The sequence below is a fragment of the Arthrobacter sp. B0316-1-20 genome (assembly GCF_059091865.1).
In genome coordinates this window covers 101,430-114,976 of sequence record NZ_JBNHHC010000021.1, presented here as the reverse complement: position 1 = coordinate 114,976, position 13,547 = coordinate 101,430, and the positions used below count along the sequence as shown (strand labels likewise).

Here is a 13,547-nt window from a genome sequence, read left to right as displayed (position 1 = left end):
GGGACACCCATCAACGGGGCCAACGAAATCAGCTACACGCTGACCTCCGAAGACCTCGGCAAGCGCATTACCGTCACCGTCACCGGCTCGAAGCCGGATCACCGGACCACCTCCGCAACAACGCCGCAGACCGCAGCCATCACACAGGACCAGGTCACCAACACGGCGAAACCCTCGATTTCGGGTCAGACCCCCCAGGGCCAAACGCTCACGGTTACCCCGGGTACCTGGACCCCAGGTACATCCCTGACGTACCAATGGTTCCGGAATGGGACACCCATCAACGGGGCCAACAAAATCAGCTACACGCTGACCTCCGAAGACCTCGGCAAGCGCATTACCGTCACCGTCACCGGCTCGAAGCCGGATCACCGGACCACCTCCGCAACAACGCCGCAAACCGCAGTCATCACCCAATACAACGTCTCGAACAGCAAGCGCCCAGCAATCTCGGGCAAGGCTATCCGCAGCCAGACGCTGAAGGTCTCGACCGGCGATTGGACGGCCGGGACTAAACTGTCCTACCAGTGGAAGCGAGACGGCAAGACAATCAAGGGCGCCACCCGTTCGTCGTACAAGCTCGCCACTGCTGATGTGGGCAAGCGCGTCACCCTGACCGTGACCGGTACCAAGACACACCACAAGCCCCTCACAGTAACCACAGCCAAGACCGCGAAGGTGGTCAACCCGAAGCTGAGCAACAGCAAGAGCCCGACAATCTCGGGCACGGCGAAAGTCGGCAAGAAGCTGACCGCCACGGCCGGCAAATGGACGTCCGGTTCAAAGTACTCCCACCAGTGGCTGCGCAACGGCAAGTCCATCAAGGGGGCAGTCAAGTCCAGCTACAAGGCATCGGCAGAGGACCGAGGTAAGAAGATCAGCGTCAAGGTCACCGCAGCGAAGTCGGGCTACATGTCCGTTTCGGTGACGTCCAAGTCTACAGCCAAGATCAAGTAAACCTTTACTCGGGAACGCCTCCGTCGCCGCGCAAGTACTCCAACTGGGCTGCGACGGAGGTTTCGGCGGCGAGCCGGACGGCGGCGTCGATGTCGGTGTAGACGTGGTCGGTCACGTCGTCGACGCTGGCGTCGGCGCCGAGCTGCTCAAGGGCGGCGCGGATCTGGTCCAGTCTGAGCTGGCGGTGGCTGGCGTACTCACGGCAGATTGCGGACAGATCCGGCAGCGTGCCGCCGTGGGCCGGCAACACCTGGGCCGGGCCGAGGACCTCCAGCCGGGCCAGTGAATCCAGGTACGGGCCGAGCCGGCCGTCCGGGTGGGCAATGATGGTGGTCCCGCGCCCGAGGATGGTGTCGCCGGTGAGGACCGAGCCGTGCGGGCCGTCGGCGGGCAGATGGAAACTGACCGAGTCGGCCGTGTGCCCCGGCGTGGCGAGAACGTGGATGTCGACGCCGGCAGCCCTGATCACCTCGCCTTCACTGAGCGGTTCCGCACCGAAGCACAGCGCCGAGTCCAGCGCCCGCACGGGGGCACCGGTCAGGTGATGGAAACGCTCGCTGGCCTCGGTGTGGTCGATGTGGTGGTGGGTGATCAGGACCAGTTCCACGTCACCTGCTGCCGCCAGTTCGGCCAGATGGACCTCGTCCAGCGGCCCCGGATCCACCACGACCACTCCGCTGCTCTCCGGCGCCGCAATCAGGTACGACTGCGTACCATCCAAGCTCATCGGCCCCGGGTTGGGTGCCAAGCGGTAGCGGGTCAAGTCGCTGCTACGGACGAAGACGGGGTTCTGTTCAGCGGTCACAGAGCCATCCTCGCATCTCCCCGGCCCAGCGTCTCAGAACTGCTGACCGGACGCCGCGGCGCCGTCGTAAATATGCACGCCATATGAAGGGATCGGTTCATATTCGCCCGGACCGAGCGGAAATGTGACATCGGTCGCATAAGCTAAGGGCCTGCACGGGCCGCTGACGGCGGCACGACGATGGCCGGAGGGTGACCACATCACCGGCGGACGGGGGGATCAGTGCTGGAGGAAGTTCACTCGACATTCGATGTGCAACTGGACGACGACGGACTGCTGGTGCTGACGCTCCATCGCGGCCTGAGCATCGACGCCGAACTGGCACAGCAGGTAGTTGACCGCCTCTTCGACGTGGTCGGCGAGCGGCGGGTGGTGGTGCTGCTGCGGATCGCCGGCGTGCGCTGGGCAACATCGGAGGTGCGGTTGATCGCCCAGTCCTTCACGCCCTCCGTGGCGCTGGCGGTGCTTGGCAATGGGCCGGTGGACCGCGTGCTGGCGAACTTCTTTCTGCGGATCTTCGACGATGAGGATTTTGCCCGGTACTTCGACGACGAGGCCGAAGCGCGGATTTGGCTGGCGGCACACGCCCAACGTCTGGCGACGCTGGAGGTCGACAAAACCGCCGTGTAACAGCGGGGCACCAGGCCAGCCAGGCCAGGCTTGCAGGATTCACCGCGGAATAAGTCCGCGCGGCAGCGGGGTTGCCCTGATGGACCCATTGCTGCTGCACGATAGGAAAAATTCCATGGCGAATACAAAGAACACCACGTCCCTGGCAGAACTGCTGGCCGAGTACGACGTGGCCGAGCATGACCATGCGGCGGCAGAGCGCAATAGCGGGATGCAGCACATCCACAACCACGCCAATGGGGACATTGTCTGGTTTCCCACCTGGCGGAAGAACCGCGAGACGACCGACTGGGAAACCGCGGTCAAAAAATTCACCGCCGAGCTTGAGGCTGCGGCGGCAGGCGGTGCGAGTCTCTCCGACGCGGCATCGGGTCTGCTGGCGGCACGCCTGCAGACCTTGCTGGAGCAGGCTGCGGACGCCCAGGACGCCATTGTTTTCATTCGCGACAATCTGGCCCGCTACCTGTCGGAGACGTGGGCGCTGGGTGACGCCTACGCGCTGACGAGCGGCAAGGAGCTTCCGGGTGCGGCCGCGCCGGCCGGAATCTTCGCGTCCTTCCCGTACGAGGTGTACGCGCGCGACGGCGGCAGCTTTGCCTCCGCGCTGTGGAACGATCTGGTGGATGCCCGGAAAAACCGGATTGCCGCCGAAGAGGCAGAGCGCAAGGCGCTGAAGCCGGTTTCCAAGAAGGCCCGGAAGGCCGCCGAGCGCAAGGCTGCTGCCCGGTCGCGGTAACCGCACTGACGGCGGAGGTTCCTGCGGAAGGCGGGCCCGCCGTCGTCCTCCTCCTGGCTCAGAACAGAATCAGGAGGAGGACGATCAGCGGCAGGATGGCCTGGGCCAGAGCACTCTGCCAGAGGCGCCGTTCGGAGAACCAGAGCACCACCCCGAGGACCACGTGGGCGATGCAGGTGAACACCACCATGGTCTCGCCGATGGCCGTCCTGCCGCCGGCGGCGATGAAGACCCCGACGATGAGGACCAGTCCCCAGACGATGTTGTAGAAGCCGAGGTTGATGGTCCAAAGCCGGACCGCCGCCACATCCTGCGGTCGGATCAGGAACAGCCTGTGGAAGCGCGGGTGGCGGAAGTAGAACGCCTCAGCGATCCCGACGGCGATCAGGACCAAGCCGAAGATCACGGCAAGCAGGTAAGCCACCCCGGTCATGGACCCAGTGTGGCCCGGTGGGCTTTGGAAAGGAAGCGGTGGTTAGGCCAGGCGCGTGAGCCAGCCGCGCGAGTCCTCCACCGCGCCGGTCTGGATGCCGAGCAGTTCCTGCCGGATGGACATGGCCACTTCGCCGGAACCGGCGCTCGGGGACGCGATGGACCAGCCGTCGGCCTTCAGCTCACCGATCGGCGTGATCACGGCGGCGGTGCCGCAGGCAAACGCTTCGGTGATGTCACCGGCGGCCACGCCGTCGCGCCATTCGTCGATGGTGATCTTGCGTTCCTGCACATCCAGGCCGCGGTCCTTGGCCAGCTCGATCACCGACGAGCGGGTGACGCCATGCAGGATGTGGCCGTTGAGTTCCGGCGTGACCAGGCTGCCGTCCTTGAAGACGAAGAACACGTTCATCCCGCCGAGTTCCTCGATGGCGTTGTCGTTGAACTTGTCCAAAAAGAGCACCTGCTGGCAGCCGTTGGCTTCGGCTTCCAGCTGGGCAGCCAGCGACGCGGCGTAGTTGCCGCCGCATTTGGCCTCTCCGGTCCCGCCTTCGCCGGCGCGCGAGTAGCGCTCGGAGAGCCAGATGGATACCGGCTTGAGCTCGCCGCCGAAGTAGTTGCCGGCCGGCGAGGCGATCACGCGGTAGGACACCTCGCGCGCGGGGCGCACGCCCAGGAACGCCTCGGTGGCGATCATGAACGGACGCAGGTACAGCGCTTCGCCGTCGCCGGTGGGAACCCACGCCTTGTCGGTGGTGACCAGCTGGCGCAGCGACTCGATGAAGGTCTCTTCGGGCAGCTCCGGAAGCGCCAGCCGGCGGGCCGAGGTGTTAAGCCGGGCCGCGTTCGCCTCTGCACGGAAGGTCCAGACGGATCCGTCGTCGTGCTGGTAGGCCTTCAGGCCCTCGAAAATCTCCTGGCCGTAGTGCAGCACCGCCGCGGCCGGGTCCATCATGATGGGCCCGTAGGGCTCGATCCGCGCATTCGTCCAGCCGCCGCTGCCGTCTGCGCCGACCTTGTAGTCGACCACGGCCGTGTGGTCCGTGAAGTGTTTGCCGAAGCCCGGGTTCGCCAAAATGGCGGCGCGCTCCTCGGCACTCTTCGGACGCTCCGAAAGCTGCTGGGTGAATTCGAGGGTTTCAGTCATGGGTTCCTCCGCGGTGAGGGCACGCCCTTGTGCGTCAATAAAGGGTTTTGGTTAGTAACCGCTAACTAGCCTACTGCCAAAGCGGCACTGATGGCATCGCCGATTTCCGCGGTGGTGCGGGAGGCACTCCCCCGGGCTGCGACGTCGTCCTCCACCGCCTTTTGCACACGGGCGGCGCAGTCCGCCAGTCCCAGGTGCTCCAGGAGCAACGCCACGGACAGGATGGCCGCCGTGGGGTCGGCCTTCTGCTGGCCGGCGATGTCCGGCGCCGAGCCGTGGACCGGTTCGAACATCGACGGCGCGGTGCGGTCCATGTTGATATTTCCCGACGCCGCCAGGCCGATGCCGCCGGTGATCGCCGCTGCGAGGTCGGTGATGATGTCGCCGAACAGGTTGTCGGTGACGATCACGTCGAAACGCGCCGGGTCGGTGACCATGAAAATGGTGGCCGCGTCGATGTGCAGGTAGTCGACGGCGACGTCCGGGAACTCCGCGCCGACGGTCTCCACGGTGCGGCGCCACAGGTGGCCGGCGTGGACCAGCACGTTGTGCTTGTGCACCAGCGTGAGCTTCTTGCGGCGGGCGGAGGCGCGGCGGAAGGCATCGCGGACCAGACGCTCAACGCCGTAAGCGGTATTGACCGAGACCTCGGTGGCGATTTCGTGCGGTGTGCCCACGCGCAGCGCACCGCCGTTGCCCACGTACGGGCCTTCGGTGCCTTCGCGGACGACGACGAAGTCGACCTCGCCGGGGTTCGCCAGCGGGCTGGCTACCCCGGGCAGCAGCTTGGCCGGGCGCAAGTTCACGTAATGGTCCAGCGAGAAGCGCAGCTTGAGCAGCATCTCCCGTTCGATGATGCCGGACGGGATGCGGGTGTCACCCGGGGCAGCACCGACGGCGCCGAACAGGATGGCGTCATGCTTGCGGAGCTGCTCCAGCGTTTCCTCCGGCAGGGTCTCCCCGGTGGCCAGCCAATGCTCGGCGCCCAGCGGGTACTCGGTCAGCTCGAAGGTGGCCTCGCCGCCGGCGGTTGCCGCCTCGAGGACCTTCACCGCCTCCGCCACGACCTCCGGACCGATGCCGTCGCCGGGGATAACTGCCAAAGAGAATGCCTTAGTCGCTGCGCTCATGGACTTATTTTAGGGATGGAGTCCACATTCTGGGCAAACCGTCCCACTATGTGAACGGCAGCGGGGAGGGACGACAGCCAGTCTCAGACCTGGGCATGACGCGGCGGCCGAAGCAGGCATCCTAGAGTTGGGAATCATGGGCGTGCACCACAAAATCTACCGCTGGCTCCAGGCCAACACCGGCAAGGTCGACCTGATCGTGATGCTGGCCGCGCTGGTGGTGTTTGTGCTGCCGTATGTGGCGATGGCCCAGCTGGCGGCTTTCGTGCTGTCCGCCATGCTGGTTGTTCCGCTGGCGTGGCGCCGCACGCATCCCGGGCAGTCGGGACTGGCAATGGCGACGGCGGCCCTGCTCAACGTGGCCTTCATCGGCGAGCCGCTGCCCGCGCAGGTTTTGGTGCTGGTCACCGTCTACTCCCTGGCGGCGTACGGCCCCCGCTGGGCCAGCCTGGGCGGCTTGGTGCTGGCGCTGCTGGGCGGGGCAATGTATGTGATCCGCTATGGCATCACCGACCCGTTCACCGGCGGCACCGCGCCGTTCTACTTGCTGGCCCTGGTAGCGGTCGACGCCTTAGTGCTCGCCTGCTGGATGTTTGGCGATCTGGTCCGCAACCGGCGGCTGACTGTGCAAGCGCTGGAAGACCGGGCCCGCAGGCTCGAGGTGGAACGGCAGCAGGAGCGCGATCTGGCCGCCGCCGATGAGCGCAGCCACATTGCCCGCGAGATGCATGACATCGTGGCGCATTCGCTCTCCGTCATCATCACGCAGGCCGACGGCGCCCGGTACGCCAGCGCGCAGGACCCCGCCATTGCCACCGGGACCCTGGCCACCATCGCCGAAACCGGCCGGACGTCGCTGCAGGACATGCGCCGGCTGCTCGGCGTGCTGCGCGGAGACGAAATCGCGTCCACCCGGCCGTTGCCGACGCTGGCCGACGTGGAAACCCTGGTTGACACGGTCCGCCGGTCCGGGCTGGGCGTGCAGTTGGAGCAGTTCGGCGAACCCAGGCGCCTGATGCCGGCGGGTGCCGAGCTGACCGCTTACCGGGTGGTGCAGGAAGGCCTGACCAATGTCCTCAAGCACGCCGGGACCGAGGCCTCCGCGCAGGTACGCCTGGAGTGGACCGTCCGCGGCTTGGAACTGCAGATTAACGACGACGGCCGTGGCGCCGCCGCTGATCCGGCCACCGCGGGGAGCCGGCAGGGCCTCACCGGGATGGCCGAACGGCTGGCGCTCTACGATGGAACGGTCGTGGCCACACCGCGCACCGGCGGCGGATTCCAGGTCCGCGCCTTCATCCCGTACACCGAAGCCTGAGGCCGGACGTGGCCGGCGGCAACCTCCCCGCCGGTCCCAAGCTGTCCGCCACACCACCTTGCTCCCCCAGCCCGACCCAGAAAGATCCCGATGACCGACTCCCCTATCCGCGTTGCCCTTGTTGACGACCAGCAGCTGGTCCGCGGAGGCTTCAAGATGCTGATCAATTCCCAGCCGGACCTGGAGGTGGTGGCGGAGGCAGGTGATGGGCGCGAAGCCGTGAGCGCACTCGGCAAGGTGCGCGCCGACGTCGTGCTGATGGATGTGCGCATGCCGGGCATGGACGGGATTGAGGCGACCACCAGGCTGCTGGACACCGCCGCCGCGCAGCCGGCCGGTTCGGACCGGGCGCAGCTGAAGGTGGTGGTGCTGACCACGTTCGACCTGGATGAATATGCGCTGGCCGCCATCCAGGCCGGCGCCAGCGGGTTCCTGCTCAAGGACGCACCACCGGAGGAACTGCTAGGCGCTATCCGCACGGTGTACCGGGGCGACGCGGTCATCGCGCCGTCCACCACCCGGCGGCTGCTGGAACACGTGGCACCGCTGCTGCGCGCGCCGAGCCCGGCGGCCAGCCGCAGCCAGGCCGCCGTCGAGACGCTGACGCCCCGGGAGCGCGAAGTGTTCGCGCTGATCGCGCAGGGACTGTCCAACCCGGAAATCGCCGGGCAGCTGTTCCTGTCCGAGGCGACGGTGAAGACGCATGTGGGCCACATTCTGGCCAAGCTGAACGCGCGCGACCGGGTGCAGGCCGTGCTGATCGCCTACGAGACCGGGGTGGTTGCGCCGTAAGGTGCCGCGCGCCCGGGGACCCGACCGGTTCGAGCTACGGTTGACCGGGCTTCAGTCGGCCAGGCTCTCGTCCGGGCTACAGGTTGCCGTCGGCGAAGGAGTCGAAGATCTGGCGTGTCTTCGCATCCAGGGGCAGCATGAACTGGCCGTCTGCGCTGTACCCGAATGGGGGCTCGGGCACTTCGCCGCCGACCTTGCGCGGATCCGCCTTGTAGGCCCAGGCGCCGAGCGTCAGCGCCTGCTCCGCGGTCAAATTGGTCTCGACCAGCGGATCTGCGGCGGAGAGCAGGTCGACGAGCCCGGCCGGACCGTTCATCTTTGCCAGTGCGGCGAATCCGAGCAGCAGGACGCCCTGGTGCGCCGAGCGGTCGAAGTCGCCGCCCGGCAGGGTCTTTCGTTCCCGGGCGAAGTCCAGCGCGGTCTCGCCGTCGAGCTTGCTCTTTCCCGCCTTGACGTTAAGCACCGGCATGGGGGCGTCGACGGTAACTCCGCCTATGTCATCGACCAGTCTTTCGAAGCCCTTGAAACCGGTGAGGATGTAACCCTCCACCTTCAGGCCTGTCACGTCCCTGACGACCTTCTGCTGCGCCTCGGGCCCACCCTGCATCATGGCCGCGTTGATTTTCGCCTGCCCGCCGCCTGGCATCTTCACCCAGAGGTCACGCGGAATGCCCAGGATTCCGCCGCCGCCCCTGCCGTCCACGCCGACCACCTGAAGGGCATCGGCCCGCGCTTCGCGAACTTTCTCGCCCTTACTCTTCTGGGCGTCGGAACCGATGACCAGGACGTGGCGTTTGCCGCCCAGGACGGGCTTCTTGATGTCCAGCGACGGCCACCAGCCACCGACTGCGGTCCAGGTGCCGTCCTTGTCGACGGCGAGGGTCACGTCCTTGCCCGAAGTCAGGACGGCCATCTTCTGCTTGTTCCATTCGCCGGTGGCCGCCTTCACGGTGATCTTGGAGTTCACCGGTTTGCGGTCTGCGAGCGCAGCGGCGGTCCGCTTGTTGGCCTTCAGATCGCCGCCCTCGTAGATTGCGGTAGCCAGTTCGGCCAGCGCGGCCGGCATTTTTCCTGTTTCCACGCCGGAGGTCGGTGTGGGGGTTGCCGTGGCCGAAGTCAGCGGCCGGGCAGGTTGCTCCTTCGGGGCACAGCCGGTCAGGACCAGCAGGGAGACAAGGGGCACGGCGGCGAGTCGGGCAAGCTTCATGCCCCCATAATTCCGTCGCGCCGCTCAAAGCACAAAGGTTTCACCACTTCCCGCGTGTCCTGGTCAGATTTTGCCTTCGTGCCGGTCCGGTCTCCACGCACTCGCTGGCGCTCGCTTGGTGAGCACAGTTCGGGTCTCCACGCACTCGCTGGCGCTCGCTTGGTCGACCACCGGCCGGTCTTCGCGGCCGGTACGGTCCAGCCTTCGGAGCCGTCCGTTCCGGCGAGGGCAGGGTAGATCGGTGAGGGCACCCTCCACGGACGGCGCCCTCACCGATCTACCCCGCCCTGGCGGTTTGCCGGAGGGCGCTGCTGCCTGACGGTTGCTGATGGGCGATGCCGGTGCGGTTGCTGATGGGCGCTGCCGTGCGGTTGCCGGTGGCCACGTCCGGGATCCATACGCAGGCACCGGGCGCGGTTTCTCCACCCTGGGTATGAGCGGCGCGGCGCAAAAGACCAGCCCGGCGGCGGATCCGGACCGGGGCACCGATTCCCTACCGTAGGGGTATGACCACAAGAACTGAGCCATCACTCGGCGGCGCTGCCCCGGACCGCGCCGCCTCGGCCGCGGTCGCGCGCGGCCTGAACAAGACCTACGGCACGGGCGATACCCGCGTGCACGCCCTGAAGAATGTGGACGCCAGCTTCGACGCCGGCACGTTCACCGCGATCATGGGCCCGTCCGGCTCCGGCAAGTCCACCCTGATGCATTGTCTGGCCGGGCTGGATACCGCCGATTCGGGCAACATCTGGATCGGCGGCACGGAGATCACCGGACTGAACGACGCCCAACTGACGAAGCTGCGCCGCGAGCGCGTGGGCTTCGTGTTCCAGGCGTTCAACTTGGTGCCCACGCTGACCGCGGAGCAGAACATCACGCTGCCCATCTCGCTGGCCAATGGCACGGTGGACAAGGAATGGTTCAGCTACGTCACCAAGACCCTGGGTTTGACCGACCGGTTGGCGCACCGCCCGCACGAGCTGTCCGGCGGGCAGCAGCAGCGGGTGGCCGTGGCCCGGGCGCTGCTGACCCGCCCGGACGTGGTGTTCGGCGACGAGCCGACCGGCAACCTTGACTCGAAGGTGGGCGCCGAAGTGCTCTCGCTGCTGCGCCGGTCCTGCCAGGAGATGGGCCAGTCCATCATCATGGTCACGCACGACCCGGTGGCGGCCTCCTACGCGGACCGTGTGGTGCTGATGAACGACGGCGCCCTGGTCGGCGAGCTGGACCGCCCGGACACCGACGCCATCCTGGCCGCGCTGGCCAAGCTGGGGGCCTAAGCCATGCTGCAGGTAGCACTCGCACAGGTGCGGCAGCACGCGCGGCGGTTCATCGCCGTCGGGCTGGCCGTGGTGATGGCAGTGGGGTTCCTCACCGCCACGCTGATGGTGAACGCCTCCACGGAAGCCTCGCTGGGCAACAGCATCGGCGCCACGTTCCGCAACGCCGACCTGGTGGTTTCGGAGGGCCCGGACAAGCAGCTGGACGACGCCGCGGTCGATGCCGCGGCCGGAGCGGCGGGCGTGGCCGAGGCGTACCCGCACCGGCAGGCCTCCATCGCTTTCGGCTCCGCCGCCGGTGCCAGCTACGGCGCTCTGCAGAACACCGCGCCGGCCGGGCTGGAAAACCTGGAACTGCTCGACGGCGCGCTCCCGGGCGACGGCGAGGTTGCCGTGGACGCCGGAACCGCCGAGAAGCAGGGCCTGTCTGTGGGCGACCAGCTGGAGCTGGCTCCGCCTGCCGGCATGGTCGCCGCCGAGGACGTGGCTGGCGCGGGGACCGCGCTGACGGTCTCCGGCATCGTCAAGCCGTCCAAGGACCCGTTCATGATGGGCCAGCCTCAGCTCTTCGCCAGCGACGCCCTGCAGCAGCAGTTGGCGGGCGAGGACAACATGTGGCTGCGCAACATCCAGTTGGATCTGGCCGCGGACGCCGACGCCACCGGGGTCAAGGAAACTGTGGCCGCCGCGCTGGCCGACGCCGGGTTCCCGGAGGCCACGGTGAACACGGCCGCCGAACAGACCAAGGCAGTGGTGGCCAGCCTGACCGGCGGCGCCGACCAGCTGACCATTGTCCTGTTGGCGTTCGCGCTGGTGGCCCTGCTGGTCTCCGCCCTGGTGGTGGCCAATACCTTCTCGGTGTTGATCGCCCAGCGGACCCGTGAGCTGGCCCTGTTGCGCTGCATCGGCGCCGACCGCCGGCAGATCCGCCGGTCCGTGCTGGCAGAGGCCGTGCTGGTGGGCATTACCGCCTCCGTGGTGGGCGTGCTCGGCGCGGTGGGCCTGATGGCCGGAATCGTAGCAGTACTCCAGCGGCAGCCCGACACCGAATTCGCCACGCTCGCCGTTCCCCCGTCCGCCGTGATCATCGGTTTGGTGGTCGGGATCCTGATGACGGTGTTGGCCGCGCTGGCTCCGGCCCGCGCCGCCACGCGCGTGGCCCCGCTGGCCGCCCTGCGCCCCGCAGACGAGGCCCGCGCCGGCAACCGCAAGGGCAAGGTGCGGCTCGCGGTGGGCGTCGCGCTTGCGGTGGGCGGCGCCGTCGTGCTGGCTCTGGGCGCGGCCTCGGCGAACCTGCTGATCGCGCTGCCCGGCGGCATGCTCTCCTTCATCGGGCTGCTCATGTGCGCCACGCTGTTCATCCCGCCGCTGGTCACCGCCGTGGGAACCCTGGCGAAGCCGGCCGGCGTCCCGGGGAAGCTGGCGGCGGTCAACGCCGTGCGCAACCCCGGCCGCACGTCCGCTACCGCCACGGCGCTGCTGATCGGTGTGACCCTGGTGGCGATGATGATGACCGGCGCGCAGACCTCGCGGACCGCCTTCGACGGCCAGTTGGGTGCGGAGTATCCGGTGGACCTGTCCGTTGGCGACCTCACGCTGGAGGGGCGGCCGCTGGATGCTTCGGCGGCGGCCACCGCTTTGAATTACGACGGCGTTGCGGCCGCCGGCTTGGTCACGAACGGCGGATACGCCGAGGTGCACGGGTCGCGCACCGGGGTGTACCAGCTGGCGCCGGAGCAGCTGGACCTGCTGCAGGACAAGACGCTGGTGCTGGACGGGAACACCGTGCTGATGCCGCAGGGCTCCGAACTGAAGACCCTGACCGTCACCGGCAGCCACGGCTCCAAGGAACTGACCGTGGTGGAGGCGGACAGCCGGACGCTGCCGCCGCTGATCTCCTCCGCTGTGGCCGCGGAGATCGGCGTGCCGCAGCTGCCGGCCGCCGACAGCGAGGACTACTACTCGTCCTTGCCGCAGCTGTGGGTCTCGGTGGACCGCGAGCTGGACTCCTGGGCCCTGCTTGACCTGCGCGCCCAATTGGCAGCGGGACTGGATGTCAACGAATACCAGATCTCCGGCGCCGCGGTGGAGCGGGCCGCATTCAACCAGGTGATTGATGTGCTGCTGCTGGTGGTCACCGGGCTGCTGGCCGTGGCCGTGCTGATCGCGCTGGTCGGAGTGGCGAACACGCTTTCGCTCTCCGTGCTGGAGCGCACGCAGGAGTCCTCGCTGCTCCGGGCACTGGGACTGACCAAGTCGCAGCTGCGCGGCATGCTGGCACTGGAGGCGGTGCTGATCGCCGGCGTCGCCGCGCTGATCGGGGCGGCATTGGGCGCGGTGTACGGCTGGCTCGGCGCGCAGTCCGCGCTGGGAGCCTTCGCCACCGTGGTGCCGGACGTGCCGTGGCTGCAACTGCTGGCCGTGCTGGCCGTCGCCGTCGTGGCCGGGCTGCTGGCCTCCGTGATGCCGGCCCGCCGCGCCGCGCGCCTCTCCCCCGTGGAAGGCCTGGCGACGCTCTAGTCGGCTGACCGGGACTGGGGCAGGCAAGCCGGACACCGTCGTCGCCGTCCTACACAGCCGAGGCCCGCGCCGTCCGCGCATGAAGAATCAGCAGGCGCCCTTTTCACACTCGACAAGGGCGCCTGCTGAATAGTGCTTCCCGAGGTTACGGGCTCACTTGGGCCCATTCCGTTTTCATCTCTGCGACGGGGTGGATGTTGACCATCTTCACGCCGTCGGCGGTGGTGGCCGTGAACTCGTGCCAGGTATGGGCGGGGATGACAATCACGGTCCCGGAGATTGCATGGCCGGACTCGTCGTCGATGGTGAAGTCGATCTCGCCGTCGAGCAGCACAAAGATCTCTTCATACGGGTGGCGGTGGCGTTCGGCACCGCGGGAATTGACGAAGAAGGACGCATGCGCGCCGTGTTCGGAGCCGTGGAAGACCGCAGCGCCCGCAGCAGGGCGCAGACTGTTGAGCGACAACGTTTTGTAAGTCATCGGAACGTCCTTCCACAACGGAGTAGCCGACACTCTACCGATTGGACCCCTGCAGGCCTAGGCAACAGCAATTGGGCGTGCTCCTCCCCCGCGCGGGTCCGCGCCGCAGACA

The 13,547-nt window shown here is 67.5% G+C and carries 12 protein-coding genes and 1 pseudogene; 7 read left to right on the top strand and 6 right to left on the bottom strand.

The features are described from left to right. Nucleotides 1-957: pseudogene (locus tag AC5RW2_RS27555) on the top strand (hypothetical protein); the annotation flags it as partial. Between the two features lie 4 nt (nucleotides 958-961). Here AC5RW2_RS27555 and AC5RW2_RS27550 read toward each other — a convergent pair. After that, nucleotides 962-1,762 (bottom strand): MBL fold metallo-hydrolase, encoded by an 801-nt coding sequence (locus AC5RW2_RS27550; RefSeq protein WP_493964273.1) that lies wholly within the window; start codon nucleotides 1,760-1,762, stop codon nucleotides 962-964. A gap of 222 nt (nucleotides 1,763-1,984) precedes the next feature. On the opposite strand from AC5RW2_RS27550, the gene AC5RW2_RS27545 reads away from it, so the two are divergent. Continuing rightward, on the top strand, nucleotides 1,985-2,392 hold the full coding sequence (locus AC5RW2_RS27545) for a DUF7793 family protein (RefSeq protein ID WP_493964274.1): 408 nt from the start codon (nucleotides 1,985-1,987) through the stop codon (nucleotides 2,390-2,392). Nucleotides 2,393-2,507: 115 nt separating this feature from the next. After that, nucleotides 2,508-3,128: a hypothetical protein gene (locus AC5RW2_RS27540; protein WP_493964275.1), complete on the top strand. Its 621-nt coding sequence runs from the start codon at nucleotides 2,508-2,510 to the stop codon at nucleotides 3,126-3,128. Nucleotides 3,129-3,186: 58 nt separating this feature from the next. Here the strand turns inward: AC5RW2_RS27540 and AC5RW2_RS27535 are convergent, their stop codons facing one another. The 3 genes from AC5RW2_RS27535 to AC5RW2_RS27525 form a co-directional block, all read right to left on the bottom strand. Further along, nucleotides 3,187-3,561 carry a DUF1304 family protein gene (locus tag AC5RW2_RS27535; RefSeq protein ID WP_493964276.1) on the bottom strand — a complete coding sequence of 125 codons (375 nt, stop codon included), beginning with the start codon at nucleotides 3,559-3,561 and terminating at the stop codon, nucleotides 3,187-3,189. A 42-nt stretch (nucleotides 3,562-3,603) separates the two neighbouring features. Next, nucleotides 3,604-4,707 carry a branched-chain amino acid aminotransferase gene (locus AC5RW2_RS27530; protein ID WP_493949966.1) on the bottom strand — a complete coding sequence of 368 codons (1,104 nt, stop codon included), beginning with the start codon at nucleotides 4,705-4,707 and terminating at the stop codon, nucleotides 3,604-3,606. Nucleotides 4,708-4,772: 65 nt separating this feature from the next. Next, complete coding sequence (locus AC5RW2_RS27525) at nucleotides 4,773-5,837, bottom strand: 3-isopropylmalate dehydrogenase (protein ID WP_493949965.1); 1,065 nt, start codon at nucleotides 5,835-5,837, stop codon at nucleotides 4,773-4,775. A 136-nt stretch (nucleotides 5,838-5,973) separates the two neighbouring features. Here AC5RW2_RS27525 and AC5RW2_RS27520 point away from each other — a divergent pair, with 136 nt between their 5' ends. Both AC5RW2_RS27520 and AC5RW2_RS27515 read left to right on the top strand, forming a co-directional pair. Next, entirely contained in the window at nucleotides 5,974-7,155 is a 1,182-nt protein-coding gene (locus AC5RW2_RS27520; RefSeq protein WP_493964277.1) for a sensor histidine kinase, read from the top strand. Nucleotides 7,156-7,245: 90 nt separating this feature from the next. Further along, entirely contained in the window at nucleotides 7,246-7,947 is a 702-nt protein-coding gene (locus AC5RW2_RS27515) for a response regulator (protein WP_493964278.1), read from the top strand. A gap of 76 nt (nucleotides 7,948-8,023) precedes the next feature. Here the strand turns inward: AC5RW2_RS27515 and AC5RW2_RS27510 are convergent, their stop codons facing one another. Further along, nucleotides 8,024-9,154 carry an LCP family protein gene (locus AC5RW2_RS27510; RefSeq protein WP_493964279.1) on the bottom strand — a complete coding sequence of 377 codons (1,131 nt, stop codon included), beginning with the start codon at nucleotides 9,152-9,154 and terminating at the stop codon, nucleotides 8,024-8,026. Nucleotides 9,155-9,660: 506 nt separating this feature from the next. On the opposite strand from AC5RW2_RS27510, the gene AC5RW2_RS27505 reads away from it, so the two are divergent. Beyond that, nucleotides 9,661-10,434, top strand: coding sequence for an ABC transporter ATP-binding protein (locus AC5RW2_RS27505; RefSeq protein ID WP_493964280.1), 774 nt, complete (start codon nucleotides 9,661-9,663; stop codon nucleotides 10,432-10,434). 3 nt (nucleotides 10,435-10,437) lie between these two features. After that, the gene (locus AC5RW2_RS27500) at nucleotides 10,438-12,954 is read left to right on the top strand and encodes an FtsX-like permease family protein (RefSeq protein ID WP_493964281.1); all 2,517 of its coding nucleotides are present in this window, start codon (nucleotides 10,438-10,440) and stop codon (nucleotides 12,952-12,954) included. 145 nt (nucleotides 12,955-13,099) lie between these two features. On the opposite strand, the gene AC5RW2_RS27495 is transcribed toward AC5RW2_RS27500, so the two are convergent. After that, the gene (locus tag AC5RW2_RS27495) at nucleotides 13,100-13,435 is read right to left on the bottom strand and encodes a cupin domain-containing protein (protein ID WP_493964282.1); all 336 of its coding nucleotides are present in this window, start codon (nucleotides 13,433-13,435) and stop codon (nucleotides 13,100-13,102) included. Nucleotides 13,436-13,547: the final 112 nt, after the last annotated feature.